The sequence below is a fragment of the Ruegeria sp. BC1 genome (assembly GCF_056539305.1).
Map to the genome: position 1 here is coordinate 1 of NZ_JBQFUT010000002.1, position 25,988 is coordinate 25,988.

The window sequence follows — 25,988 nt, forward strand, 5'->3', positions numbered from 1 at the left end:
GCATCATCGCCGAACCAATGATACCAAACGCATGTTCAATACCGTGCATCTGCAGAACCTTAACAAAGGCCTCTTCAGTCGTCATTTTCATAGTGGCGATTCCTTGTATACTAGCCGCTATAGCTTTGTTTAGTTAGAGTATTTCGTCTCTCAGGTAGTAGCCGACATAGGCCATACGCTGCCCCAATCTGCGGAACGGTGTCAGGATGCCGTGACTGGGCAGAGGTGAGGTGAAGATCGGCAGATCGAAGGCTTTGTCCTTTTGCCCTGCCACCAGTTGCGCCATGCGGCGCCCGGCCTGTGCCGAGTACATTACCCCATTGCCGCCATAGCCCATGGCGTAGAACACCTTTTGTTCCGGGTCAGGCTGGAAAATGCGCGGCATCATGTCATGACTGACATCCACCCACCCCCACCAGGAGTAGTCGAGATTAATATCTTCGAGCGCCGGGAATTTACGGGCGAGCCCCTTTTTTAGCAGCTCAAGGTGCTTGTCATTCTCGGCATCGCGCCCGGTTACTGCGCTGCGGCTGCCGATCTGCATCCGGTTGTCAGGCAGCAGACGATAGTAGTGGCGCAAGGTGCGGGTATCGGTCAGCGGAGATTTGGTCTGAATCCCGCACTCGTCCAACTCGGACTGCGTCAGCGGCCGCGTGACCAATGAATTCGACAGGATCGGCATCAGGCGATGTTTCGTGCGGCTGTTCAGCCCCGGAGGGGTATACCCTGCCGTAGCCAACGCCACGGTTTTTGCCCGAACGATGCCGCCCGGTGTGCGCAGATGGTGAATCCCGTTCTTGGTTTCCCACCCCATGACCGGGCTGCCGGTGTGGATTTTCGCACCCAGCCGCCGAGCCATATTGGCGTAACCAAAGGCCAGCTTACCGGCATGAATACAGGTTCCGTCTGGCTCCCACATGGCGCCAGCTGCCTCCATGTCGCGCACGTGGCTTTCGTGCAGCTCATCACGGTAAATGATACGTGAGCCATAGCCGAACACATCGTTCAGCAGTTTGCTCTCTTTCTTGAGCGACGGCATGACCTTTTCCCGGTGAGCAATATAGTAGTGCCCACCCGGCTGAGGATCACAGTCAATGTCATCCGACGCAATCAGGTCATTAAACAGCTCAAAGGCCTCGGTCACCTCAGAGTGCATCCCCTTAGCGACGTCAACGCCCCAGCGCTCAATCCACTGAGATCGCTTCAGCCGTCCGGATGAGATCTGGGCCTGCCCGCCATTACGGGTCGAGCAGCCCCAGGCCACGGTGTTTGCCTCAAGAACCACGGCCTGAATGCCGTGTTCCTTGGCCAGATGAATGGCAGTCGACATGCCGGTATAACCCGAACCAATAATGACTACGTCCGCATCCATGTCGGCGGACACGGGGCCGTCATCCACAGGCGGAGTGCCTGCGGTTCCAATCCAGTATGTTGGCGCATGGTCACGGTTGTGACCCGGACCCGCATCAATGATCGGGTCATATTTGGGATCGTAACTGGTCTTAGGCCAGTGACGCGGGATGCTGTTGTCCACCATTCTTGTTTTTCTCCAAAGGTGCGCGCAGGGCGGCGGATCAGGCTTTGAACATAGGGCGTGTCTTGCGAAGCGCCTGCTTTACGATGATTTTTCCGTCACGAACGGTGAACAGATCGGCGCCTTCGGCTTCGATCCGCATGCCGTTTGCATCAGTGCCGGAAAAGGTCCATTCGGACACGGCACGGTCACCATGCACAAAGTGGCTGTGGTGATCCCAGTGGGCATCTTTCATTCCAGCCCAAACGCCCGAGAACGCGGCAGCGATGGCTTCTGCGCCTTCGACCTTGTTGCCGTATTTCTCGTCGCCTGCGACAGTGTAGAACACGCAGTCATCAGCAAAGTGCGTCATGACACCGTCGATGTCATGGCGATTGAACGCGTCGAACGTGTCCGCCAGGTCCTGCGCGGTCAGAATTTTGGTCATTTTGTTAGTCCTTGTCTAAGTGAGGATCACGTCTCGCCCGGATTGGGAACGATAAGTGTCGGGATTTTGGACCGCCGCAGTACTCGTTTTGCGACAGTGCCAAGGAATGTGTGCGAAAAGCCGTGGTCATGAGCCCCCAGAACGATCAGGTCACAGCCCAGCTCGACCGAGCGTCGTAGGATCACCTCGGCCGGATGGCCATCGGTCACCTCGATCGAGGTAACCTGCTCACGAATCTTGGCGTCCTCGCCTTCGAAGCGAGCCCAGAACTTAGCCTGTCGTTCAGCCAGAACCTGACGCACCATTTCGTGGCGGCGCTGGATCGCTGTCTTCCGGGTTTCCTCGTTCAGGATGAACATCTCCATCGTGATCTTAGCGTCATCCGAAATCGGCTCATTGACGTGCAACACGTGAATCTGCGCCCCGGTGGCTTGCGCAATGCTGGCAGCATTGCGCAAGGCGTGACCCGAGTTTTCAGACAGGTCCGTCGCGAACAGGATGTTTGTCACCATTTGTTTCATGTCATCATCCTTTCAGGTCAGTAGCCCAGCAGTCTTGGCAGCCATAGCGACAGCTCTGGGAAGAACGCGATGATGAAAATCGCGATGGTATTGGCTGCAGCAAAGGGCAGTGCGCGCAACGAGATCTGTTCGATCGTGATGTTCGAGATACCCGAAGCGATGAACAGGTTCTCTCCCAGCGGCGGCGTTTGGAAACCGATACCCAGCGTACAAACCATCACCACACCAAAGTGGATCGGGTCGATGCCCACCGAATATGCCACTGGCAGCATCACCGGAACCAGGATCAGGATGGTGGCCAGCGTCTCCATGAACATGCCGACAAACAGCAGGAAAAAGATGATCAGCGCCCAGATCACATAAAGGTTGTCGGTAAAGCTGAGCATAGAGTCCGCGATGATCGCCGGGATCTGATTTTCAACCAGCAGACGTCCGAACACGGTTGCTGTGAACAGGATCAGCAGTACGCGGCCAGTCAGCCATGTAGTGGCCTCGAGTGACTGGAACAGCGACTGCCATGTCAGTTCGCGGTAAATCACCACGCCAACGACCAGAGTGTAGAAGATCGCGACAATTGCGGCCTCGGTCGGCGTGAAGAAGCCGGTGTAGATACCGCCCAGGATCACCAGCGGTGCCATCAGCGACCAGAAGCCACGGTACATTTCACACCCGACATGACGGAGCGACCAGCCCTCGGCCACGCCTTTATAGCCGCGCTTTTTCGACATGAAGAAGTTCAGGATCAGCAGGCTGGTGGCGATCAGGAAGGCAGGAACGAAACCTGCGATGAACAGTTTCGAGATCGAGACCGACTGGAAGGTACCGAATTTCTCGACCGCTTCGACCGGAGGCGCCATACCGAGCGCGGCAATGCCGAAGATCACCATCGGGATAGAGGGAGGAATAATAATCCCGAGACCACCAGAGGAGGCCGTGATTGCCGAGGCATAGCCGCGCTCATATCCGCGATCGATCATTGCGGGGATCATCAGCATCCCCACCGCCGCGGTTGTTGCCGGGCCCGAGCCCGAGATCGCGCCAAAGAACAAACAGGCCATGACCGTCGCAGCCGAAATACCGCCTGTAAACGGACCGGCCAGACTTTCAGCGACGTTAATAAGGCGCTTAGAGATGCCGGCCGCCTCCATCAGTGCCCCGGCAAGAATAAAGGCTGGCAGCGCCATCAGCGGGAACGCACCCACCGAGGTAAAGGCGATCTGCACGAATTTGATCGGGTTTTCGCCCAGATACAGGAACGAGAACAGCGAGGCCACGCCCAGCGCCACCGTGATCGGCGCGCCGATGAGCAGCAACAGTAGAAACGATCCAAACAGGATTGTGACGATTTCGGATTCCATGATTACCCCTCCCTACCTCAGTTGTCTTTTGCCGCTTCGGTGGCGGCTTTGATTTCGTCCAAATCAATTTGATCGGGATCGTGGATTTCCTCGCCTTTGACGAGGCGGCGATAGTTCACCTGAATGATGCGGAAGGTCATCAGTGCAAAAGCGATGGGCAGCACCATGTAGATGTACTTCATCTCGATGCCCAAAGTCTGGGATTTCCAGAACTTGTTCATCTTGTTGAAGACAAAATCCGTCGCCAGGTAGAGGAAATAGACGTTGAAAAAGAGCCAAAAGAGATCGGCAAAGGCCTCGATGTATTTGATCGCGCCATCGGGCAGGAATTTGAACTGGAATGTGACGCGGTTATGCGCACCTTTCAGGGCGGCGTAACTGGCACCGAAGTAAACGAACCAGACGAACATGTAGACCGAGAGTTCCTCGATCCAGCTGATCGAAAAGCCAAAGACTTCGCGCGCGACGATCTGTACGAACAAAAGGCAGACGAAACCGGATAGCAATATCCGGCATATTACACTTTCTATATTGTCCAGAAACTTCCAGAACATAAGGTTTCCCTCCTCCCTGAGATGAGAAGAGCGCCGAAGCGCTCTTCCCCGTATCGCTCTGTGGCGATTATTGCTGCACGGGTTCGCGGCCGATGGCCTCGAGAACAGTGTTCAGCTTTTCGACGCCACCGATCGACTCGTAGAACTGCGGCCATACGGCACCAGTTGCCAGTTCGATGAATTCGGCTTCGTCATTCTCGGGGTCGATGATCTCCATACCTTTGGCGGTCAGTTCTTCTTTGATCGCAGCCTCAGAGTCGCGCAGGAATTGGGCCGACGCCAGAGTGGCCTCTTGCCCTGCTTCCAAAATCATCTGCTGTTCTTCTGCGGACAGGTCCTGGAAAACAGCTTCCGAGATAATCAGGGGCTCGATCGAGAAGATGTAACGCAGGTTGGTTACGTGGTCCTGAACCTCGTAGAACTTCATTGCGTTGATTGTCAGGTACGGGTTGTCCTGACCGTCGACGACTTTGGTTTGAAGACCAGTGAAGGTTTCCGACCAGGCCATTGGGGTCGGGTTGATGCCCCACGCCTTGTAGGTTTCGATCATGATTTCGTTCTTGGGAACGCGGATAATCAGATCCTGCAGATCGGCTACCGAGCTGACAGGCTTTTTCGAGTTGGTAAGGCGACGGAAACCCGTATAGGTCCAGCCGATGATGCGAACACCAGCATCACGGATGGTGTTCTCCACCAGTTCCTGACCAATCGGGCCTTGGGTCAGTGTTTCGGCGTCTTCCAGGCTGAGGATAACATAGGGCAAGGTAAACACGCCAACGCTGGGCGAGAACGGCGTGATGTTGTTGATCGCCAAGAGAGACATGTCCAGAGTGCCGATTGCGGCCTCGTTGACAGTGTCCTGTTCAGAGCCCAACTGGCCATTCAGGAACAGGGTTGCAGTATGCTCACCGCCCGATTTTTCTTCGAGCGCTTTTACGAAAGCCAGACCCAGTGCTTCCTGCGCGCTTCCCGCACTGTCGCCTACCGCGATCTTGAAGTTTTTCGCATCTGCTGCGCCAGCTACCATCAGCGCGGCTACCGATACAGCAGCGGTAAAGGTGCCAAGCTTATTGAGAAATGACATGGATTTCCTCCCATTTGTCGTGGTTCGAGGTGCGCGCTGACCCGGGGAGATGGCCAGTCCGATTCTACCTCAGCGCGGTCAATCTAGCTTGTGAATAGTGTTTCGTTGTTGTTAAACTTTGCGCGAAAGGTTTCACAAATATCGAACTTGCGACATGAAGTTGGAAAAGCTGGCGACCCGCATCGGTGACACCGACATTCGGCTGTTACGAATCTTCAAAACCGTTGTTGAAAGCGGCGGTCTATCGGCAGCCGAGATTGAATTGAACATCGGCAAATCCACGATCTCAAAACACATCTCGGATTTGGAACTGCGCCTTGATCTGAAGCTCTGCAATCGGGGGCCCGCTGGCTTTTCGCTGACCGAGGATGGCGAAAAAGTGCTAAATGCGGCAGAAGATCTTTTGATTTCCGTTTCGCAGTTTCGAACTGAAGTTAATGAAATCAAACAGCAAATGGCCGGCAATATACGGGTGGCCCTGTTCGACCAGTGCACCACTAACCCCGAAGCCCGCTTGGCCCGCGCCATTCACAAATTCAACGAGGCCGCCCCCGCCGTTCAGATCGAACTGTCGCTCGAGCCGCCAAACGTGATTGAGACAATGGTTATTAGCGGCCAGTTGGACATTGGGATCATTGCCCTGCACAGGCCATCGGCTAGCCTTGAATACGCGCCCTTGTACGGTGAAAACATGTTTCTGTATTGCGGGCGCGAAAACCCCCTGTTCGAGCGTTCACGCGGCGATCTTGAGACTATCGATTTGCAAAAATACAATTATGCGGGCCTCAACCTGAACTCTCCCAACCTTATCGTGGGCCAACAACTGGGGTTTCGACGTGCCGCCAAGGTGCAAAGTGAACAAGCCCTGGCCATTCTGATCCTGTCTGGCCGCTATCTTGGCTTTCTTCCTGACCACCTGGCACAGGAATTTGTCCAGCAGGGCCTTATGAAAAAAGTCCTGCCCGAAAAGATACGGTACCGGACCAGATTTGCAGCAGTGTCCCGAAAACAGCCTGCGCCCACCCGCGTAGCCAAGTTGTTTCTTAACGTTCTGCGCGAAGTACACGGGGGCTCAACAGCTGCGAAATAAGCAGCGAAAAGGCGGGCGAATATTTGCCCTTGGTCAGGCCAAGGTTGCTGAAACGGCCTATCGCCGTCACAGTGCACTACAGGATTGCCAGTTTTAAGTAGCCCTGGGTGCACGCCGTTGAAACCAGCGATATCGCAAGAAACCCTCGCCAAATGGCAAAGGATTGTTGATCTGATTGCGCGCGTGGCCGACGTGCCGGCTAGCTTGGTTATGCGCACGCACCAGCCGCATCACTCGGTATATGTAACAAGCAAATCTGAAGGTAACCCATACGAAACCGGTCGCCGGTTCCGGTTAAACGAAAAGCTCTATTGTTACGGCGTCCTGCAACGCGACAGTGAATTGACCGTCGAGGATGCTACCTGTGAACCCGAGTGGCAGGACAATGACGATATGGAACACGGAATGCGTTTCTATATCGGCTACCCTCTGAAATGGCCCGATGGTTCGATATTCGGAACGATTTGCGTCCTCGACACGCGCCGCAACCGGCGCGCTCTGCTTTTTCGTGAAGGGTTGCAGGAATTCGCGCGAGTCATCGAAGCCGATCTGGAGTTGCTGATCGAAATCGAACGCCGCATTGCGCTGGAAACGGAATTGCAAGCCACATTGGACCAGTTAGAGCAACGTGTTGCAAACCGAACAGCAGATCTGGAAGAAGCGAACACAGCGCTGCGTGTCTTGCTCAATAACGTGGAAACCTCGCGCGAGGAGTATGACACCAGATTACTGCGCCAGATCAAAGCATTGGTTGTGCCCTATCTTGCAAAACTCCGCAGCAGGCTTGACAGTGATCCGACCGGGAAAGCCTATCTGGAACTGGCCGAGGAAAATCTGAAATCCATCACCTCGGAAATGAGCGGCCAGCTAACAACCGTATTTGAGGCGCTTACACCTGCGGAACAGGAAATCGCGCAAATGATCATGCGCGGCCAGACGACGAAGGATATCGCCCGCACACTGTCTCGCGAACCAAGTACGATCGAATTTCATCGCAACAACATCCGAACAAAGCTTGGCCTCAAGCGCAGTGGTCAGAACTTGCGCAGCCTCTTGCTGTCCATTCAGTAAAACATGGGGAATTTCCCCATGTTTCGCCCGTGTTTTTCCCATGCCGTGGTTTGCTGACCTGATTGCTACGCTCGTGGTGTCCGAGGCTGGCTCGGGCCATCAGACAGCAGGGAAAATATACAATGGAAAGAAAAGACCTGAATCTCAAACCAGCATTCGTGCGCGGGGATACAGACGATGACGCACCCGCCTTGTCACGCCGGTCATTTTTCATGGCCGCCGGTGCCGCCGGGTTGGGAAGTGCGACAACTCTTTTAAGCGGGACTTCAGCCCAAGCGCAGTCCACCGACTGGACACAGCCGGGCAACAACAATGGTGTGATCGAATTGCAGAAAACCACTGGCAATGCGGTCGAGGGCGCGGTTGGTGTCGACTACTACGGCCACTGCGCGATCAAGATAACATCGCCGGGTGGGGCAACGGTTCTGTTCGACCCCTGGCGGGATGACCCCTCGGGCGCATGGGGGCTGTGGTTCAAGAACGAGTTCCCCGAAACCCCGGTAGATATCTGCATGTCAACGCACACGCATTTCGACCACGACGCGATACACCGACCGGTGTCCACCATGGTTCTTGATCGCATGGTCGGCAATTTCGAGTTCGCAGATATCAAAATCACCGGGTTTGCCGACAAACATGTTTGCCGTGCTCCGGGCTGGTATGACTGGACCAACGCCCTTGCCGAATTCGGCGTACAAGCGTGTCCACCAGACAATGTCAGCCACATGGACATGGTCGTTTATCTGATCGAGACCGGAGGCATCAGGACGTTAATTTGGGGCGATAACCGCCACGACCCACCGCAGGAATTCTGGGATGCCATCGGCCAGGTGGATGTTCTGACCCTCCCCGTGGATGGGTCACAGCATATTCTGGACTACCAACAGGGCAACGACATCGTCGCCAAACTAAAGCCCAAGATCATCATCCCCACGCATTATCTGAATGAAACCACCAGCTATACACTGACAACGCTTCAGAATGCGGATGAATGGGTCAAATCTCAGAAAAGCTACAAGATGCTCGACAGTCCCAGCCTGTCACTGGAAGCCGGAGAAGTTGCGGGAATGAATCAGGAGTTCCTGTATTTCGGCCATAACGCCCATACAAGCTGATGACTTGTAAGGCGGGGCAATTGCAGCCCCGCCAATGCAAAGCAGGCCCAACGTCGGTCACATGTTCTTAGTTTCCTTTGGGCGGTGACCCGATTTAAGCGGGCGCCTCTGACGGGCGTGACGTATGTCCCCTTATCCAAGCAACATGACATTTCCCCGGACAAGTCGTCACTTACGCGGCTACGCAACTGATTTTGCAAAGAAACGGTAGGTCAGCGCAACAGCAGCCAATGCCAGTCCTGTGCCGTAACCAATCCAAACCCCATTTGGCCCAAATCCAAGTATAAAGCCCAAAGCATAACCAACAGGCAAGGCGACAACCCAGTAGGCAATCAGTGTAATGGCAACGGGGATATGATTATCCATCAAACCGCGAAACGCGCCCAGCATTGTCCCCTGCACCCCATCGGCGATCTGCATAGCCGCGATAACCAGGAACATTGATATTGCCAGCGACACAACCTCGGGGTCATCCGACAAACTGTTTGCCACTGCTCTCCGCCCCAACAGGATACCTGCGATTACGAGGGTCATCCAGCTGACGACGACCAGCAGCGATGCCAGCACAATCGATTTCAGCCGGTCACTTTCATCCGCTCCCATAGCCTGAGCCACACGTATTGAGATCGCAATCGAAACGCCCAATGGCACCATGTAAATAACGTCGCTAACCGACGAAACAATCTGATGAGCTGCAAGCGCAGCGGCGCTGAACCATCCCAGCATCAAGCCAGCGACCGCGTAAGCGGCCCCCTCGCCCAGATAACCGACCGAGATAATGAACCCTTCCCTGATCTGAACTTTCAGTTCTGACCAATCAAAACCAGTGCTTTGCGGAATGCTCCATTTCCGGCTCATGGCACCAAAAATAGCAAACGCAACGATCAGCGGCACCGTCTGGGACAGGAGGCTTGCAATTCCGGCCCCAACAAGGCCCAGCCCCGGCCAACCGGCGATGCCGTGAATCAGCACGTAATTCGCGGGGATGTTGAAACCCACGGCCAGAAACGCAAGACCAACCCCGATCCAGGGCCTGTTCATGGCGTCGAACAAGGCTTTCAACGTATAAAAAACTGTAAATGGAACCAAGAGAAGGCTCATCGCAATCCAGTAACCACCGAGCGACTTGATCACATCAGGCGGTTGGCCGATCCATGCCAGAGCAGGCTTCAGACTGACCATCAGTCCTGCACCGATAATCCCCGCGACCAGCGAAACCAACAGCCCGGCTCGCACGGCCATTAAAAGCCCTCCTTCACTCGCCTTGCCAAAGGCTTCAGCCATTCGCACACCGATTGCGGACACAAAGCCGTAAAGCGCAGAGTAAAAGATGATCAATACCGAGGCGGTTACTGAGACGGCCGCAAGCGGAAGCGTTCCCAACGGGGCCACCATCACCGTATCCACAACACCAATCAAAGCGGCCGCAGCCAATGAAATGACAATCGGGAGAGCAAGGCGCGCGAGATCACCGGCCTCGTGCATAACACTGATCCAAAGCGGGTGTGGCGGTCGCACCGTTTGAGCCTTCGTCATGCCGTGTGGCCCTTCAGCCAAAGATTTTCATTCCGTTTCGCCAGCGAATTTAGGCAGGCAGGCATCTGATGTCGTTGCCTTTGTCCTATTTCTGTTTGGGCTTTCCGTCGCTGGACGTCTGACACTATCAATACCCGTCCGTCAATGCATCCAGGTATATCGTGCTGAATAGCTTGAAAGATGCCATTCAATGGCAGTTCATATACCAAGCTCGGGTCGGACAGAACCAGTGCAAGAACCAACCTTGAACGAAGGGGACTTTGTTGGAATCCAAATAGTTCGCAGGTGCAAACTTGCTCTGGTGCGCCTTGTTCTTTTGGCGGCATTTCCGGCAACAATGCAACGACGCAGCCATTCCAGCAAACTACGGACCTGCCTTTCGTGCACCAGAATATCTACGCTGGTTGGCTGGTTAACAGCGGCGCTAAGGCAGCGCGTCGCCAGAACAATAAATTAGCTACGATCCTGGGTTGCCAAGTGCCGGGTCTGCATGCAATTTGCACCACCGAGAATCTCAGTTGACAGATTGTTCACATGGTCGAAAAAGTAATTCTTCATATTGGCACACAAAAGACCGGCAGCACCTCTATTCAGCATAGCTTGGCCAGTTATGATGATGGAAAGATTTTTATGGCCCGTTTTCCGGCCAAAAATCACGGTTTCCCACTCCACACCGCTTTTTCCGGGAATTATCAGGATTTCTACCAGTGGAAGCGCCAAGGCCTTAGCCAAAAACAGATCAAGGCCAAAAGAGACAAGTTCAGAGCCCAGTTCGACGAAGATCTAAGAAGACCAGACCGCAATGTATTAGTGGCCTCTGGGGAAAATATTGGGCTTATTGACGACGAAGGGAAAGAAGACCTCATTAGGTTCATTCAAGAACGCAATGTCAAAGTTGAGATTTTGTGCTATGTCCGCCCACCTATTCCATATGCTGCTTCGATCTTTCAGCAGTATATTCAAGGGGGTAGAGATACGGTTCCAGGCGCGATTGATCCCCAGTATCGGCGGTATTTAGATCAATTCAGCAGCCTTGTTGGTGTAGAAAACGTCCATGTAAGATCGTTTGAGCGAGCATCATTGGTCAATGGGGATGTCATTGACGATTTTTGCGCCTTTGTTGGAATAGACATCGCTAACGTCAACAAGCAGCGTGTGAATGAAGCGTTAAGCGTGTCGGCTCTTAAGTTACTATATGCATTTAATCGAATTTTCCCCTGCCAATCCTTCGACAACCCGCTTTGGCACGCCAGAGCAAAAACCATCGAAGAGCTGCGCAATCTATATCAGTCGGATAAAAAAGTTCCTTCGAACTACTTTGAGGAACTGGCCGACCTTTCCGAGTTGCAATTTCTTAAAGAAAGCTTCGGCATTGATTTTGAAGACAGCGCAACTCAAGAAACTCCTGCGGCACCACTAAATGAATGGCTTCAGGACTTTAGCGACGTCGATCTTTCCCTATTGGCCGAGAGGGTTTCTGCACCGGAGTCCAGATGCGAGGATGTGGAATGGTTGATATCGCGTTTGTTTTCAAAGATAATTTTTGACGCCAATCGGCTTTCCCAAGAACTTGAAGCAGTATCAAAAGAACGCGATTCACTTTTGCAGGATATCAATGCCAGAAAATCAAAGTTGGCAGATCATATCGACTATATTGATTTCAAAATACATGACCTATTGAGCCGAGCCCCGTTGACCACCGACAAATTCAAAAGACGGTTTAAACGAGGGGCAGAACTGCGATTTCGTAAATCGTACGGCCAAGTGGACTCTGATTAAGTTCATCCGGCCGTGCCTTTTGAACGCGGAACTACGACACAACCGCCAAAAACTCCGTGCCAAAGAAAAATTGATTGCACCCAAGGTCATCTCGGCTGAGCTGCGCTCTTCCCGATTCAGTCTTCCCCTAACCCACAAGGCGAGGCTTCGAGTGCTTCGTGTCTGCTTCAGCTCATTAATCTCTGTTGATCCGGCCGCCAACTTACGGGCGCGCATAAAACTGTTGTCGATTACACCCTGAACAAAATAACCTATGCCTAGATGGTAGTGGTTTGTTTTAGGAGGTTTCATTGCAGTTACGATGGTGGATAACTGGTGAAAGCCGAGCATTACGCCATCTGTTGCCACTGTGTGCAATGATCTTCATTTCCGGCTGCTACGAAAAAAAAGCGGACGAAACAGTTACCACCGCACCAAAGGTTGTCGTAGCCCAGGCAACGACAGGCGAGGTACCGCTTTTTCTTGAGTTGACCGGACGAACAGAGTCACCCAACACAGTGTCCGTTCGGTCGCGTGTCGATGGCCACGTTGAAGATCGCACATTCTCTGAGGGTACGGATATCGTCAAAGGCGATACCCTTTTCGTTATCGATAAACGTCCCTATGCAAGCGAACTTAGGCGCCTCGAAGGCGAGCGAGATAAAAACCAGGCCGGGTTTGAGTTCGCAACCAGAGAGAAAGAGCGTTTTTCCGCCCTGGCAAGTGACGGAACGGTCGCGCAGGAGCAGCTCGACAAATCAACCACCAACGCGGCGCAGGCCAAAGGCGATCTCGACAGCAGTCAGGGTGCTGTGGATTCGGCCCAAGTGAATCTGGATTATGCGACGGTCTCTGCCCCGATTGATGGGCGTATTGGGCGCGTCTATCAGGATGTCGGCAACGTGGTCTCGGCTAATGACACCGTCTTGGCAGAGCTGGTCCAAATGGACCCGCTGTACGTCTATGTTAGCCCAAGCGAAACGCAATTTCTGGAACTGGAAAAATACAAAACGGCGAACCCTGACCTGCCGGTGGCCATAACATTGGTTGATGGGAGCGAGCATCCACATTCGGGGGCGCTCGACTTTTCCGATCCGGGCATTGACCCAACGACCGGCACAATTGCCGTGCGCGCCGTTTTTCCCAACCCCGAAAAAACGCTGCGACCTGGTCAATATGCCAAAGTGAGTATCCAGCTTGCCGAGCAATCAGGTCAGATCACTGTACCTTCTGAAGCTATTACACAGGATCAAGCCGGTTTTTTTGTTTTTGTCGTCGACCAGAACGACAAGGCCGAAAGCCGCCGTGTATCTGTTGGCCGCAACTATGAGGGGCGCCGCATCGTAATGTCGGGGCTCAAAGACGGTGAGAAAGTGATCGTACAAGGGCAACAGCGCGTCCGATCCGGCATGGCCGTCGAGGTCAAGACGCCATCCACCGCTTCGGATGCTGGCAAGGCTGATGGCTGAATGCTGAGCCGGTTTTTCATCCTAAGGCCCGTCTTCGCTTCGGTTATCGCACTGGTCATCGTAATCGCAGGATTGATTTCGATCCCGTTGCTACCCGTTGGCGAATTCCCGGAAGTCGTCCCTCCAACAGTTGTGGTCAGCGCCACCTATACCGGCGGCAGCGCCGAAGTAGTCGAAGAGGCGGTGACCATCCCCCTAGAAGAGCAGATAAACGGCGTCCAGGGTATGGTTTACATGGCGTCGACCAGCTCCAACGACGGTACTTCGAATATAACTGTCACTTTCGAAGAAGGATACGACCTAAGCATTGCAGCCGTAGACACGCAAAATAGGGTATCCACGGCGATGGCACAGCTCCCGGATGAAGTTGTAGCTTCTGGCGTGACCGTCACAAAGGAGTCGGTTGACCTGACCATGGGCGTCAACCTTATTTCGCCAAACGGCGAGTTCGACGAAATTTTCATCTCAAACTATGCAGACATCCACATCACCGACCGCCTAAAGCGTATCCCAGGCGTTGGAACGGTGATGGTGTGGGGTGAAAGGGTCTACGCGATGCGGATCTGGCTTGATCCCGAAAAGATGGCAAGCCTGGGTCTGACCACGTCTGACGTATATGACGCGGTCACTGTGCAAAACCAGCAGGTTGCAGCCGGTGCTTTGGGAGCGCCGCCGATCGGCGACAGCCAGAAATTCCAACTGACCCTGACAGCAAAGGGTAGGCTGCAAAGCAAGGAAGAGTTTGAAGATATCGTTCTAGGCATTGGCGATGACAGTGCAGTCATCAGGCTGAAGGACGTGGCGCGCGTTGAACTGGGTGCCGAGGATTATTCTTTCAGTTCAACTCTGGACAGCAGTCCGACAGTGGGCCTTGGTGTCATGCAGCTGCCGGGTGCGAACGCCCTGCAACTGGCATCGCAAGTTCGCGAAACCATGGAGGAATTGTCCCAGGAATTCCCCGAGGGCCTTGAATACACAGTCATCTACGACACGACAAATTTCGATCGCGAAGCCATTCGGGATGTTCTTTTCACACTGGGGCAAGCAATCCTGCTTGTTGTTTTTGTCATTGTCATCTTCCTGCCCAACCTGCGCGCAGCGCTTATTCCGGTGATAACAATCCCAGTCTGTCTAATCGGCACCTTCGCGTTGATGTTGGCTCTGGGCTTTTCCATCAATCTCCTGACTTTGTTCGGCCTCGTACTGGCGGTCGGGCTGGTTGTTGATGACGCGATCGTCGTGGTCGAGAATGTGTCGAGGCACATTGAGAACGGTGAGACGGATGCAAAGGTCGCGGCCCGCCGTGCGATGGAAGAAGTCACCAGCCCGATTGTCGCCACCTCGCTGGTTCTCATGGCGGTTTTCATACCGGTTGCTTTGATGCCAGGGTTGACGGGAAAGCTATACCAGCAGTTCGCTCTGACGATTGCGTCAGCCGTTGCTATCTCAGCTATCAACGCCCTGACGCTCAGCCCGGCCCTGTGCGGTCTACTGCTGGGTGGAGCGCGTCCAAAAGCCAAAATAATCCAGAAATTCGACACTGGGTTCGCTTGGTTCACCAAGCGTTACGAGGCTGTTGTTGGCTGGTGCATTCGGGTTTGGCAACCAGTGGCACTGGGCTTCGCAGCATTGTTGGCGGGAACGGTCTACATGTTCACCGTCGTGCCCGCAGGGTTCATCCCAAACGAGGATCAGGGCTATTTCATCATCAGTTTGGAAACGCCGGAAGGCACGGCGCTAGGACAGACCCAGAAGGTTGTCGATGAGGCCTATGAAATTCTGCATGAACTGCCCGGCATCAAAGGCGTAATCACTTTCTCCGGCTTCAGCGTTTTGACCAACACGTCTGCCCCGAACCAGGGCAACCTGTTCGCAATTCTCGATCCTTGGGACAAGAGGAAGGGTTCCGGTGAAAGCGTAACTGAGATTATGGCCAAAGCGCAGGCGCAGTTTGACGAACTTCCTGGCGGCATACTTACCGCATTCAACCCACCTCCCATTTTCGGCCTTTCGCCGACCGGAGGGTTCCAATTCGAACTGCAGGACACCACCGGCGGTTCTCTACAGGATCTGGAACTGCTGACGCAGGAAATGGTGACGGCCGGAAACGCCCAACCTGCGTTGTCTGGCCTGTATAGCCCATTTTCGGCAAGCACACCGCAACTGCATATCGAACTTGACCGCACCAAGGCACTGACCGAGGGGATTTCAATCGGCGATGTATTTGATGCACTACAGACGTTTTTAGGCGGCGTTTACGTCAACGATTTCAACGTCTACGGCAGGGTGTACAAAGTCTATCTACAGGCCGATGTGGATGCCCGGAAAGCCGAAGAGGATATTGGCCGGCTTTACGTGCGCAACGACAAAGGCAGTATGGTGCCGTTGAGCGCCTTGGTGACGCTAAAGCCCCAAATCGGCGCGCGCACCATCAATCACTATAACCTGTTCCGCTCGACCAGCATCAGCGGCACCGCAGGAGATGGCCATAGTTCAAGCCAGGCGATTGCAGCCATGGACGCCCTGGCCAAACAAACGCTTCCCAGAGGTTATACCTTTGAGTGGACCGGGAACGCGTATCAGGAGATCAAAGCGGGGAACGTAGCTCCGATCCTGTTCGGGTTGGCGGTCATCTTTGCCTTTCTGTTTCTGGCCGCCCAGTATGAAAGCTTCGTTATGCCGCTGATGGTCCTATTTTCGGTTCCACTCGCGATTTTCGGAGCTTTAACGGCACAATGGTTTCGCGGTTATGACAACAACATCTATTGTCAGATTGGGCTCGTCATGCTGATCGGTCTTGCCAGCAAAGGAGCCATTCTGATCGTCGAGTTCGCCCGCCGCCGACGTCAAGACGGCCTTTCGATTGAGGAAGCGGCAATGGAAGCCGCGCGTATTAGAATAAGGCCATTGTTGATGACGGCTTTCGCCTTCATCCTTGGTGTTTTGCCGCTGGTAATTGCCAGCGGTGCCGGGTCCGCAGCACGACGTTCGCTTGGAACTGCCGTTTTTGGCGGTATGCTTGTGGCTACGGTTCTAAGCCTCGTGCTGGTTCCGGTTCTGTATGTTGTCATGGAACGGTTGCGAGAACGCGCTTCTGGCAAAAAACCGACCACCAGCTAAATTCCCAGCGCAAGGTCACATGATCAAGCGATAACGCTGGTCGGTCCATATAATGGCTGAAGTGGTGCTGCCAGACGAATTCTAACCAGTCTCCACAAGGACAGGATGGCTGCCCCTTTTGCCTCGCAGAGACCACGCCACTCAGAGAGAGCAGCAGCACGGTTCATCTTGAAGTTGGATCTGGAGGAGAGGCTGCGTTCCGAATTGAAAAGGTTGTAGATCGAGGCGTGGACTGCGGCGAATTTCTATAAACTTCGCATGGGCCTAAAACGGAGCATGGCCCGTTCTCGTCGTCGGAAAGGCAAGTGTGAATTATCTGCGCGGTTGTTCAGCCAGCGGCCTGTTTCCTGGCGATGGGCAGCGCCGATTTCTTTCATCGCAGCCCCGTACGACCTCAACATGTCCGTCACGATTATTTCCGGTCGCCCATGCTTGCGCATTGCTTTTCTTAGGAATTTCAGCGCAGCCTTCTTGTCCCGCGCCTTCGTGACATAGCTTTCGAACACCTCGCCTTCGTGGTCAACGGCACGCCAGAGATAGTGCCGTTCACCGTTGATCCTCACAAAAACCTCATCCAGGTGCCAACGCCCATGGCTAGACTTCATGCCCGCGATGCGTCGCTTTCTTACTTCGGATGCGAACATCGGGCCGAACCGATGCCACCTGTATCGAACGGCTTCATGGCTCACATCAACTCCGCGTTCGTGCAGCAAATCTTCCACATTTCGAAGCGATAGCGGGAACCGAACATACAACATCACAGACAGGCGGATGAACTCCGGGCTGGTCTTGAAGTATCGAAACGGGGATTTCTTTTTCATGTCCGGGCGCTAGATCGACGCCGTGCCCACCTCAAGCTGGTTTTGTCTGACAGTGCCCTTCGGTTTGATGGGTTGGGCTGGTGCTCTTTTCCTATTCTTGCGTGCCGTGGCCCGCCTTGTCGGAGGTTACTGCGGAGCAAAACTGGGCGGCCTGCCTCGCCGTCAGACCCGCTGGTACGGTCCCGCTTTGTTGCCACAGGCTGGTGTCGCGGTAGGTATGGCCCTTGTAGCTGGAGAACAATTTCCGCATTGGGCCGCGTCGATCATGGCCTTTACTCTAGCCAGTACTGTGGTCTTCGAGGTGTTAGGGCCGCCACTGACTCTCATGTCAATCAGACGCACGGCTGACACGGACTAGCAGATTGGTCAGTGACTATTCAGACTGGATCGATTCAAGAAAGGCGAGCAAATTTGCCAACGGCAGGCCTACCATCATCGGTTGCCCATTAGGTAGAGCCACTGCGATTTGTTGGTCTGTCTCAAACACCGCGCCAAAGATTGGCATTTCGCCCCCATGGGCGAGCAATTGTGAACGACCATCAATCTGCTCAGCTATGCGAATTATCGGAAACACACCGTCGTTTTCGCCTGCCAATTTGGTAAGGTCGGGTGTTCGAATAGCAAGCATCTCCGCCATTGGTCCGTCTCCGGTCGCTTCGAAACCGTGACACTGCCAACAATACGTCCGATACAAATCACTTCCCTCATCGACGCTGACGTCCTGAGCCAGAGCGGATCCCGTGACGAATAGTGCCAGTAAAATCCCGCGAAAAATCTGCATATGCTCCTCCAATTTGCAGCCCCGGAAGAAGATCTATTATAAGGCATCCTTAAGAAAGCACTTTGACCTTGCTCATTTCGGACGCTCCTGTACGAAGATTGGCGTTTCAGTCGAATAGCGTTGGTGTACGCGCCTAATTTATTCCGGCCGGCCTACAACTACGCCACCTCATCGTTGACCTCACCACCCTTGCGCGCAGACGGTGCTCCTTCCAATATGTTCATATGCCTGAGAATTCGCCAGAGGTGATAAGGCACGCGATGCAACCATCTGAGCGCATCCATCCGAGCCCAAGACTGGTAACAGGTTCCAAAGCGCCGCGAATTGCTTTCCACCCTAATTCTGAAACCGTCGAACATGTTTGCTTTGCCTTTAAGTCCGACGACAAACGACAGTTGGGTTGCGTACAGCCTCGCAGACCCGACGCCGCGAGTTGATTGACATGGATCAAAGCACCAACATAAATAACATAGTGAAATTCGAATGTTTCAACATATTCTACGTTCACCGTCCTGTCCCCAAGTAAACACAAAGGTGAACGGAATTTTGAAGGCGTGGAAGTTCCACTCACGGGGGCTCGGCAGGAGTGATGGCGAGCCCCCAGTTAGTTGATTGGCGCCCAATGCGCCCAGACGTTGAGACACAAGGCATTCGGTGCAGCTTAGACCAAAGGATTTAGCCGCTGCGCCAATCTAGAAAAAAGAGAAGGACGCCACTGACGACGTTCGGAATGGGCAGTTGGCGGAAATCACTTATGAACTCTGTTGATCCAAACGAACAGAAACTCAGACGGGCCCTTACTACCCCGTTGCTCGCGCTTTATGGCCTTGGGGTAACGGTCGGAGCGGGCATATACGTTTTAGTCGGTGCAACAGCAGACATTGCCGGACCGTTTGCGGCGTTGTCGTTCGTTGTAGCTGCGCTCGTCGTATCACTCACCGCGCTTTCGTATGCAGAACTCGCAACTCGATTTCCTGTCAGCGCAGGTGAAGCAGCCTATGTTGAGGCGGGATTTCGGAAAAACTGGATGGCGGTTTTCGTTGGGCTTGCGGTGGCTGCCTCGGGCGTTATCTCCGCTTCTGCCGTTGCAATTGGCGCAGCATCATACCTTCACGCTTTGACTGGTTTTGCGATCCCTATTTTGACTATCAGTGTTGTTTTGATCATGGGTCTAATCGCGCTTTGGGGGATCACTGAGTCGGTCTTTGTTGCGGCTGTCATCACTATCATCGAGATCGCAGGTCTTCTCTTTGTGATTGGCTGGGGCATGTCGATCCAAGATCCGCAGGGGTACGGGATCAGTTCGATGCTTCCCCAGCTTGAACTCGACGCGTGGAAAGGCATTTTCGCTGCATCACTTCTCGCCTTCTTTGCATTTGTTGGCTTCGAGGACATGGCCAATGTCGCGGAAGAGGTTAAAGACCCTGTGCGCACCATTCCAAAAGCGATTTTGCTAACGCTCGTTCTGGCGACCATGTTGTATCTAGGAACCTCAATGACGGTTCTATTTGTTGTTCCGATCGATGTTCTTTCGACGTCCGCAGCACCCCTCGCGCTTGTGTTTTCAAACGCCCCTGAGGTGATTAAACAGGGCTTTTCCGCGGTCGCGATTGTGGCGACGGTCAATGGAGTACTGATCCAGATGATTATGGCCTCGCGGGTGATCTACGGACTAGCTGACCGTGACCATTTGCCGAAGGTTCTGGCGATAGTCCCTAAAGCAACGCAGACACCAGTAGTTGCTACTTTGCTGGTCGTGGCGATCATCGTACTGCTGACTCAAACTATACCGATTGGTACTCTGGCAGAGCGCACATCCCAGATCGTTTTGGGCGTCTTTGTGCTTGTCAACATTTCGCTGATCCTGCTGAAGATGCAGCCGGACGAGGCCGCCAAGCACTTCCGCGTTCCTATTGTGGTACCGATCCTTGGGGTGATCACCAGTGCATTGCTTTTCGGATCTGGATTTCTCTAACTAGACAAAACGACCCAAAGGCTTCCACGAGCTACCACGGCATATGACGACTGACCAAACTTCCATAGGATCAAAACTCTCGGCCTGGTGGCATAGAACGTTTGTGGATCTGGTTCAGCAGCTGCATTGGTCCTATCTGCCGCCATTGATGGTCTATTTTGCGGCCGGCGTGTCCGGCCTGACCTCGGTCGTCGGCGCTTTTTTCCTGAAAGATTACCTCGATTTATCCGCCTCTTTCGTTGCAGGACTGGCATTTTGGGCCGGTATCCCTTGGATCCTAAAAATGCCGCTTGGTCATGTCGTGGACCTGTTCTGGCGCTGGAAGTCCCTGCTGATCCTGTTTGGCGCATCCCTGATCACATTGTCTTTGCTCACAATGTATGGGCTTGTGACCGCTCCCGTGCAAATGGCGTCCATTATGCCACTGGAAGACTGGTATGTCGTCGCTCTGCTGTTGGCGCCTTCGGGCTATGCCATTCAAGACGTAGTTGCCGACGCCATGACGGTCGAGGCGGTTCCAAAGGTCGATCAACACGGCCGCCCGTTTACACCCGAAGAAACCCGTGCACAGCACACAACAATGCAAACCTTGGGAAGAGTCGCGATCATTTCCGGGTTTGCGGCGGTTGCGGCTTTGAACATCTGGATTTTCTCTGGAGCCGAAGATCTGCAAAAATCCGAACGCCTCGCGCTCTATGGCCAAGTGTACTTGATAGCACTGGCCATCCCGGTGTTGTCCGTTAGTGGAGTCGTTCTTCACAGCTTGATCCAGCGTCAACGTGTCCAGCGGGGCCACCCCCCCCACACACCGGACGCAGTCACCGAAGTCAAATGGTCCATATTGCTCGGCGGCGTCGCATTCGTGGTGCTCAGCATCGTGCTGGGAACCGCTGATTTCGAATTTGCGCAGGAAACAGTTTTTGCGGTTTCCCTGACAGTAATCCTGTACCTCATGTCACGCCTGCTCAAAGAGCTGGAACCAGCCCAAGCCAAAGCCTTGATCGGGACAGCGACAATCATTTTTGTATTTCGTGCCGTTCCTCTGCCGGGACCAGGCCTGACTTGGTTTGAAATCGATGAACTGGAGTTCGATGAACAGTTCCTGGCAATTCTGGCTCTGTTAACTTCGCTGCTGGCGTTGCTGGGGTTAATCGTTCTTCGGCCGTTTATGGTCAATCGCTCTATTGCGCATGTGGTGGTATTGCTAACGATCGCCACGGGCGTTCTCGCACTGCCCAACCTTGCCCTCTACTACGGTGTGCATGAATGGACGGCGGCGCATACCGGCGGAGTTGTCGACGCAAGGTTCATTGCCATTCTTGATACAGCTGTTGAATCGCCGCTTGGGCAGATTGCCATGGTCCCGATGTTGGCTTGGATCGCACGCAATGCCCCAGTTCAGTTGAAAGCGACCTTTTTTGCGGTGATGGCATCGTTCACAAACATGGCATTGTCGGCCAGCAGCCTCAGCACCAAGTACCTCAACCAGACATACGTCGTCACACGCGCTGTCACCAACCCAGAGACCGGTGAGGTCACGTCGACTGCGGACTACAGTCAACTTGGATACCTGCTGATCTCCGTGGCCCTGATCTCAGTGATCGTTCCACTCGCTACAGTGTTCTTCGTTCAAAACTCGCGCTTCCGAACGAGCGAATGATCACTGGCTTTCCATTTCTCCCAGCAGAGCTCTGAGCTGCGAGACCGGAACGCCGATGTTTGAACCACCAAACTCGGGCAGGATCGCAGCATTGATGGCAACGACCTCACCCCTCCGATTCAATACTGGCCCCCCGCTCCCACCGGTCGTGGTCTCAGCGTCATAAACGATGGCGCTCTCACTTGTCCGCGCAACGATCCCCCGGCTTGCTAGCGGGTGAATCTTGCTTTGAACGGAAAGCCGGGACGCAATCGACCAAAAGTTCAACGTTCCTTCAGCTTCCAGTTCCTCTAGAAAGCCCGGACCAGCCTGCGCGATCAATGCTTTCAAACCCGTTGGATACCCCAACAGATAAAGCTCTTCACCTACGCGCGACGTGGCATCCGCCAACGGAATTCCGAGGTCCTGAACGAGGCTTGGCTCTACTGCCAAAATCGCCAAGTCTGCCGCTTCGCTGAACCGGACCAAACGCGCCTCTATTGGTTCCGTCTGATCAGGCAAATAGGCCAGCAGCCTCAACATTTCAGGCTTGAGACCCGCGTCGTTCAGCGCTTTTTCTCGTTTCCCCGAGGTCCAGGGCAAAGCGACATGGCGGTTGGTGGCCATCAACGGTGCCCCAGCAATCAAAAACCCGGTTCCGGTGAACTGAAATTCTGCGGGTTCGCCGGTTCCGTCCGGTTCGATCCAAGGCTGGCCAAACGGGGTTTTCAGGTTTTCCCCGTTCGGTCCCAAAACGTGCCGCAAAATCTTCCCGCTTTCTACGTGGCGCAGCCCGTAAGCCCCCTGAAGGAAAGCGACAGATCGAGTGGAGGCAGCTATCACCCGCGTGGGTGCCCCCGCCCGTTGTTCCAAAGTTCCAAGACGTTGTTCGGTCGACAAGACCTGGTTCTCAAAGGCGTCACGCAACGAAGCCAAATCATCAGGCGTAAGTGCGTCTTCTCGCGTTTGAGCGAGCATAACCGCAACCGCTTCGATCTTGCGGGACTCCTGTTCGATACTATCCGCCAAGCGCCGGTCGTTTTGGTAAAGTAGGTAACCAAACCCCGCGATCAAAAGAAGCGTTGCAAATACTGTGATCCTGAAAAGTATCGTGGTCTGAGACGCAAGCCGCCGCCCACTATCGCGCAGGGCACCAGACATCTTTTTGGCGAAGGGTCGACGGCTCGTTCGGGTGTAAGCATATGCGTCACTGAGAATATCTTCGACTGTGTGGTGTGCGGGAAATGAGTGATCGCACAACCTGTATCGAGACATAGGGCCCTTTTCGCCGAACTCGATCATGTCGCCGTGCCTCAGAGACACCGATGAAGCATTTTGCCCGTTTACCCATACATTGCGCCCTGCTGACGCAGTTACCGTGTAACCTTCGTCAGCCCATTGTAGGGTGGCTACATCGTTATCATGGGGAGGCAGGTCATCCCTAGGACGAAGGCTTAGCACCCTTTCATCGTCAACTGAAACAGTTAGGGTTTTATCGACAAGCCAGTTCACGTTTCCGCGCGATGGACCTGTCAGGCTCTCCAGAAATGCCCGCACCTCACCTTCACCACCATTCCGGGAGGATGTAATGCTACTCGCTTCTGGATTTCGCATTATGACCCCCTTTTCCAAACGCGTGAGGGCATTCTAACACGCTGCAACACCAAACCCATGGCCTGGTGCGAATGTACAAAAAAAAGCGCATTTATATAAACACTTGCGATGTCTGCCCGGATTCAACCAAAAAACATCTATCAGGCCGCAACTCAAAGAAGGCCGATCCATGATCGGCCCTCTACTTTGGCATTTTCAAGCCCCGTATCGAGCCAACAGACCGTCTATTTCGACGAAACCTTGATCTTACGGCTTGGATCCTGAGGCTCAGTCTTCGGCATTTCGATATGCAGAACGCCTTTGTCGAATGTTGCTGAAATCTTGTCGATTTCCACAGTGTCTGGCAGCGACATGGCTCTGGAAAAGCTGCCATAGCTTCTTTCGCTGACACGCAGGTCGCCCGTTTCATCATGCGCAATCTTCTTCTGACCGCGCAGGATTAGCCTGCGATCCTTGATTTCAATTTCCACGTCATCCTCTTCCAGCCCTGGCAATTCAGCCGTCAGGACAATCGCAGAATCCGTTTCTTGGACATCGATTGCCGGTGAAATCGCCCCCGTCATATCGAGAGACGGAAAACCCGTGCGTTGCGCAGCCGTTTCCATCGGTAGGAAGGGTGATCCTCCCCCCAAAAAACGCGACATCAACGTTTCCATTTCACGCCGAAAGTTGTCGGAGAGCGGATGCGTTCCAGTGAAAAGTTGCGGGGACTTTTTGTCTTCTAGCATTTTTTGAGCCTCCTCCTTTGGTCTGATTTCGCGCGCGCAACATTATGACAGAAAACGCGGTCAAAGACCTTGATCTTGCGCAAGCATGCAGCCTCAACTTTGGCCAGATCGCACGCACTGGCTGCACGAATGGAAACGGGAACCGTCGCCCAACAAACTTACAACGTCGTGCTGAAATTCAGACCAATCTCAGTACTAATGATCGGAGCCCCAGGTCAGCTTAGCGTTTATTCTGAATGAGCCCGAGTTGCCTACCTTTAGCACAGTGGAGCAAAACCGTATGAAATGGCCTTATCTGGCGCTGATTTACGTTTTGCTGATCTTGGCTCCGTTGGGTTGTTCTTGGTCTCTGGGATGGCCACCGCGATCGTTTCATCAAGAGCTCGCATCCGGGCTTGGAATGTTTGCGGTTTCAATAATCTTAGTCGAGTTCCTGCTGTCTGGGCGGTTCAGGTTCATCTCCTCCGGCTTAGGTATGGATGTGACCATGCTGGTGCATCAGTTGATGACGCGTACAGCACTCGGCTTTGCGCTGATACACACGCTTCTGTATCAGGGTACGCCTTCTGGCGGACGCCGACTGTGGGATGAAACAAACCAAATTACGATTTCGACCGACTGTTCAGCGCTGGTATCGGGCATCGGCGCTTAATTTTTTTTGTTCACTCTGGTCGCCTCGGCAATTGCGCGTAAATCCCTTGATTACAAGTACGAGACATGGCGCCTCTTACACGGGCTGGGAGCCTTGGTGATTGCGTGCCTGCTGTTGCACCACTCGGTCTATGCTGGGCGCTACGGTGGGCATCCGCTTGACGTGTCTCTGGCTTGCCCTGACCAGTGTTGCAGTTGGAACTTTGCTTTATGTCTATCTCGTTCGCCCTTTGTGTCACAGGAAAAGGCCGTGGCGCGTCACGTCTGTGTCTCGACTAACACCGAAACAATGGGAGTTGCGCCTCAAGCCCCATGGTCACAATGGTCTAACCTTCGAAGCAGGGCAGTTTGCCTGGCTAAACGTCGACCACAGTGCTTTCTCGCTGCACGAGAACCCATTCTCGATTAGTTCGGCACCAGCCGAAGGCCCCGAAATTTCATTTGTGATAAAGGAGCTTGGGGATTTCATATGCGGTCTCGGACAGATCGCTCCGCAAACCGCGGTCTATTTGGATGCCCCACACGGAAATCTGTCGATCAGCCACCGCCCTGAGAAATGCATCGTTCTGATCGCAGGTGGTGTGGGTATCGAGCCGATATTGAGCATTATGCGTCAAGTAAGGTTGAGCGGAACACAGCGCGATCTCAAGCTTATCTATGGCAACCGGGTGGAGAAGCAGATTGATTATCCCCGAGAGTTGTCCCAAAAAAAACCGTATTTTTTCTATCCGAACCGCCAAAGGATTGGCGCGGCGAAACAGGTTAGGCCGACGGTCCCCCGTTGGGCTGCAATTTATCTTCTAAGCAATTTGAGAGCTGGCTTTTTGTTCTCTGTGGCCCCTGCCATGATGGACGCCGTCGAAGATCATCTGATCGCTCAGGGCACCGCGTCACACCGGATTTTGTCTGAAAGGTTTGACTATGATCATATTGCTCAGAAACCTGCCCGCACGCCAACAAGTAAAGGTCACGGTGTAGTGCATCAGTTCTATAATCCTCGTCGCTGTCTTGGCCTTTTCTTTAAGGTAGCGAAACAAGCCATTTGGCCATGGCCAGTTTCAAAAATTGTCCGCCAAAAAGGCCGATTTGCATTGAGATGAAGGTCGTCGCGAACTTCCTAAAAATATATGCTCTGCGTGGAC

Annotated in this window: 20 protein-coding genes and 1 pseudogene; 10 read left to right on the plus strand and 11 right to left on the minus strand. The window is 53.8% G+C overall.

The annotated features are described in order from the left end of the window. Positions 1 to 133 precede the first annotated feature (133 nt). From ACR0IY_RS05690 to ACR0IY_RS05715, 6 genes are all read right to left on the minus strand, one after another. On the minus strand, positions 134 to 1,537 hold the full coding sequence (locus ACR0IY_RS05690; protein WP_480671167.1) for an NAD(P)/FAD-dependent oxidoreductase: 1,404 nt from the start codon (positions 1,535 to 1,537) through the stop codon (positions 134 to 136). 37 nt (positions 1,538 to 1,574) lie between these two features. Further along, the gene (locus ACR0IY_RS05695) at positions 1,575 to 1,961 is read right to left on the minus strand and encodes a nuclear transport factor 2 family protein (RefSeq protein ID WP_480671169.1); all 387 of its coding nucleotides are present in this window, start codon (positions 1,959 to 1,961) and stop codon (positions 1,575 to 1,577) included. A gap of 26 nt (positions 1,962 to 1,987) precedes the next feature. Next, positions 1,988 to 2,482 carry a universal stress protein gene (locus tag ACR0IY_RS05700; RefSeq protein WP_480671171.1) on the minus strand — a complete coding sequence of 165 codons (495 nt, stop codon included), beginning with the start codon at positions 2,480 to 2,482 and terminating at the stop codon, positions 1,988 to 1,990. A gap of 17 nt (positions 2,483 to 2,499) precedes the next feature. Then, entirely contained in the window at positions 2,500 to 3,840 is a 1,341-nt protein-coding gene (locus ACR0IY_RS05705; RefSeq protein ID WP_480671173.1) for a TRAP transporter large permease, read from the minus strand. Positions 3,841 to 3,857: 17 nt separating this feature from the next. Next, the gene (locus ACR0IY_RS05710) at positions 3,858 to 4,394 is read right to left on the minus strand and encodes a TRAP transporter small permease (protein WP_480671175.1); all 537 of its coding nucleotides are present in this window, start codon (positions 4,392 to 4,394) and stop codon (positions 3,858 to 3,860) included. A gap of 67 nt (positions 4,395 to 4,461) precedes the next feature. Then, entirely contained in the window at positions 4,462 to 5,478 is a 1,017-nt protein-coding gene (locus ACR0IY_RS05715; protein ID WP_480671177.1) for a TRAP transporter substrate-binding protein, read from the minus strand. A 154-nt stretch (positions 5,479 to 5,632) separates the two neighbouring features. Here ACR0IY_RS05715 and ACR0IY_RS05720 point away from each other — a divergent pair, with 154 nt between their 5' ends. From ACR0IY_RS05720 to ACR0IY_RS05730, 3 genes are all read left to right on the plus strand, one after another. Next, the gene (locus tag ACR0IY_RS05720; protein ID WP_480671179.1) at positions 5,633 to 6,568 is read left to right on the plus strand and encodes a LysR family transcriptional regulator; all 936 of its coding nucleotides are present in this window, start codon (positions 5,633 to 5,635) and stop codon (positions 6,566 to 6,568) included. Positions 6,569 to 6,685: 117 nt separating this feature from the next. Continuing rightward, positions 6,686 to 7,639: a LuxR C-terminal-related transcriptional regulator gene (locus ACR0IY_RS05725; RefSeq protein ID WP_480671181.1), complete on the plus strand. Its 954-nt coding sequence runs from the start codon at positions 6,686 to 6,688 to the stop codon at positions 7,637 to 7,639. A 122-nt stretch (positions 7,640 to 7,761) separates the two neighbouring features. Then, positions 7,762 to 8,754, plus strand: a complete 993-nt coding sequence (locus ACR0IY_RS05730) for an MBL fold metallo-hydrolase (RefSeq protein WP_480671183.1) — start codon at positions 7,762 to 7,764, stop codon at positions 8,752 to 8,754. A gap of 180 nt (positions 8,755 to 8,934) precedes the next feature. Here the strand turns inward: ACR0IY_RS05730 and ACR0IY_RS05735 are convergent, their stop codons facing one another. Beyond that, on the minus strand, positions 8,935 to 10,290 hold the full coding sequence (locus ACR0IY_RS05735; RefSeq protein ID WP_480671185.1) for an MATE family efflux transporter: 1,356 nt from the start codon (positions 10,288 to 10,290) through the stop codon (positions 8,935 to 8,937). Positions 10,291 to 10,824: 534 nt separating this feature from the next. Between ACR0IY_RS05735 and ACR0IY_RS05740 the strand changes: the two genes are divergently transcribed. From ACR0IY_RS05740 to ACR0IY_RS05750, 3 genes are all read left to right on the plus strand, one after another. Continuing rightward, complete coding sequence (locus ACR0IY_RS05740; RefSeq protein WP_480671187.1) at positions 10,825 to 12,069, plus strand: hypothetical protein; 1,245 nt, start codon at positions 10,825 to 10,827, stop codon at positions 12,067 to 12,069. A 290-nt stretch (positions 12,070 to 12,359) separates the two neighbouring features. Continuing rightward, complete coding sequence (locus ACR0IY_RS05745) at positions 12,360 to 13,517, plus strand: efflux RND transporter periplasmic adaptor subunit (RefSeq protein ID WP_480671189.1); 1,158 nt, start codon at positions 12,360 to 12,362, stop codon at positions 13,515 to 13,517. Next, positions 13,518 to 16,637 (plus strand): efflux RND transporter permease subunit, encoded by a 3,120-nt coding sequence (locus ACR0IY_RS05750; protein ID WP_480671191.1) that lies wholly within the window; start codon positions 13,518 to 13,520, stop codon positions 16,635 to 16,637. It begins immediately after the preceding gene. Between the two features lie 119 nt (positions 16,638 to 16,756). Here the strand turns inward: ACR0IY_RS05750 and ACR0IY_RS05755 are convergent. Next, positions 16,757 to 17,458 (minus strand): annotated as a pseudogene (locus ACR0IY_RS05755) (IS6 family transposase); the annotation flags it as partial. A 373-nt stretch (positions 17,459 to 17,831) separates the two neighbouring features. Beyond that, complete coding sequence (locus tag ACR0IY_RS05760) at positions 17,832 to 18,239, minus strand: c-type cytochrome (protein ID WP_480671193.1); 408 nt, start codon at positions 18,237 to 18,239, stop codon at positions 17,832 to 17,834. Between the two features lie 754 nt (positions 18,240 to 18,993). Here ACR0IY_RS05760 and ACR0IY_RS05765 point away from each other — a divergent pair. Together ACR0IY_RS05765 and ACR0IY_RS05770 are read left to right on the plus strand one after the other, a co-directional pair. Further along, complete coding sequence (locus tag ACR0IY_RS05765) at positions 18,994 to 20,214, plus strand: APC family permease (RefSeq protein ID WP_480671195.1); 1,221 nt, start codon at positions 18,994 to 18,996, stop codon at positions 20,212 to 20,214. A 43-nt stretch (positions 20,215 to 20,257) separates the two neighbouring features. Then, the gene (locus tag ACR0IY_RS05770) at positions 20,258 to 21,874 is read left to right on the plus strand and encodes an MFS transporter (RefSeq protein WP_480671197.1); all 1,617 of its coding nucleotides are present in this window, start codon (positions 20,258 to 20,260) and stop codon (positions 21,872 to 21,874) included. Here the strand turns inward: ACR0IY_RS05770 and ACR0IY_RS05775 are convergent, their stop codons facing one another. After that, complete coding sequence (locus ACR0IY_RS05775) at positions 21,875 to 23,467, minus strand: trypsin-like peptidase domain-containing protein (RefSeq protein WP_480671199.1); 1,593 nt, start codon at positions 23,465 to 23,467, stop codon at positions 21,875 to 21,877. It lies immediately after the preceding gene. Positions 23,468 to 23,691: 224 nt separating this feature from the next. Continuing rightward, positions 23,692 to 24,111 (minus strand): Hsp20/alpha crystallin family protein, encoded by a 420-nt coding sequence (locus ACR0IY_RS05780; protein WP_172677933.1) that lies wholly within the window; start codon positions 24,109 to 24,111, stop codon positions 23,692 to 23,694. A 364-nt stretch (positions 24,112 to 24,475) separates the two neighbouring features. On the opposite strand from ACR0IY_RS05780, the gene ACR0IY_RS05785 reads away from it, so the two are divergent. Together ACR0IY_RS05785 and ACR0IY_RS05790 are read left to right on the plus strand one after the other, a co-directional pair. Continuing rightward, positions 24,476 to 24,847, plus strand: a complete 372-nt coding sequence (locus ACR0IY_RS05785) for a ferric reductase-like transmembrane domain-containing protein (protein ID WP_480671201.1) — start codon at positions 24,476 to 24,478, stop codon at positions 24,845 to 24,847. A 145-nt stretch (positions 24,848 to 24,992) separates the two neighbouring features. Next, entirely contained in the window at positions 24,993 to 25,946 is a 954-nt protein-coding gene (locus ACR0IY_RS05790; RefSeq protein ID WP_480671203.1) for a ferric reductase-like transmembrane domain-containing protein, read from the plus strand. Positions 25,947 to 25,988: the final 42 nt, after the last annotated feature.

What these genes read in the sequence shown, in the direction of transcription:
- ACR0IY_RS05710 (WP_480671175.1), bottom strand. Translation starts at nt 4,394, where the DNA reads ATGTTCTGGAAGTTTCTGGACAATATAGAAAGTGTAATATGCCGGATA.
- ACR0IY_RS05695 (WP_480671169.1), bottom strand. Translation starts at nt 1,961, where the DNA reads ATGACCAAAATTCTGACCGCGCAGGACCTGGCGGACACGTTCGACGCG.
- ACR0IY_RS05760 (WP_480671193.1), bottom strand. Translation starts at nt 18,239, where the DNA reads ATGCAGATTTTTCGCGGGATTTTACTGGCACTATTCGTCACGGGATCC.
- ACR0IY_RS05740 (WP_480671187.1), top strand. Translation starts at nt 10,825, where the DNA reads ATGGTCGAAAAAGTAATTCTTCATATTGGCACACAAAAGACCGGCAGC.
- ACR0IY_RS05730 (WP_480671183.1), top strand. Translation starts at nt 7,762, where the DNA reads ATGGAAAGAAAAGACCTGAATCTCAAACCAGCATTCGTGCGCGGGGAT.
- ACR0IY_RS05715 (WP_480671177.1), bottom strand. Translation starts at nt 5,478, where the DNA reads ATGTCATTTCTCAATAAGCTTGGCACCTTTACCGCTGCTGTATCGGTA.
- ACR0IY_RS05720 (WP_480671179.1), top strand. Translation starts at nt 5,633, where the DNA reads ATGAAGTTGGAAAAGCTGGCGACCCGCATCGGTGACACCGACATTCGG.
- ACR0IY_RS05735 (WP_480671185.1), bottom strand. Translation starts at nt 10,290, where the DNA reads ATGACGAAGGCTCAAACGGTGCGACCGCCACACCCGCTTTGGATCAGT.
- ACR0IY_RS05750 (WP_480671191.1), top strand. Translation starts at nt 13,518, where the DNA reads ATGCTGAGCCGGTTTTTCATCCTAAGGCCCGTCTTCGCTTCGGTTATC.
- ACR0IY_RS05765 (WP_480671195.1), top strand. Translation starts at nt 18,994, where the DNA reads ATGAACTCTGTTGATCCAAACGAACAGAAACTCAGACGGGCCCTTACT.
- ACR0IY_RS05785 (WP_480671201.1), top strand. Translation starts at nt 24,476, where the DNA reads ATGAAATGGCCTTATCTGGCGCTGATTTACGTTTTGCTGATCTTGGCT.
- ACR0IY_RS05700 (WP_480671171.1), bottom strand. Translation starts at nt 2,482, where the DNA reads ATGAAACAAATGGTGACAAACATCCTGTTCGCGACGGACCTGTCTGAA.
- ACR0IY_RS05770 (WP_480671197.1), top strand. Translation starts at nt 20,258, where the DNA reads ATGACGACTGACCAAACTTCCATAGGATCAAAACTCTCGGCCTGGTGG.
- ACR0IY_RS05775 (WP_480671199.1), bottom strand. Translation starts at nt 23,467, where the DNA reads ATGCGAAATCCAGAAGCGAGTAGCATTACATCCTCCCGGAATGGTGGT.
- ACR0IY_RS05705 (WP_480671173.1), bottom strand. Translation starts at nt 3,840, where the DNA reads ATGGAATCCGAAATCGTCACAATCCTGTTTGGATCGTTTCTACTGTTG.
- ACR0IY_RS05690 (WP_480671167.1), bottom strand. Translation starts at nt 1,537, where the DNA reads ATGGTGGACAACAGCATCCCGCGTCACTGGCCTAAGACCAGTTACGAT.
- ACR0IY_RS05780 (WP_172677933.1), bottom strand. Translation starts at nt 24,111, where the DNA reads ATGTCGCGTTTTTTGGGGGGAGGATCACCCTTCCTACCGATGGAAACG.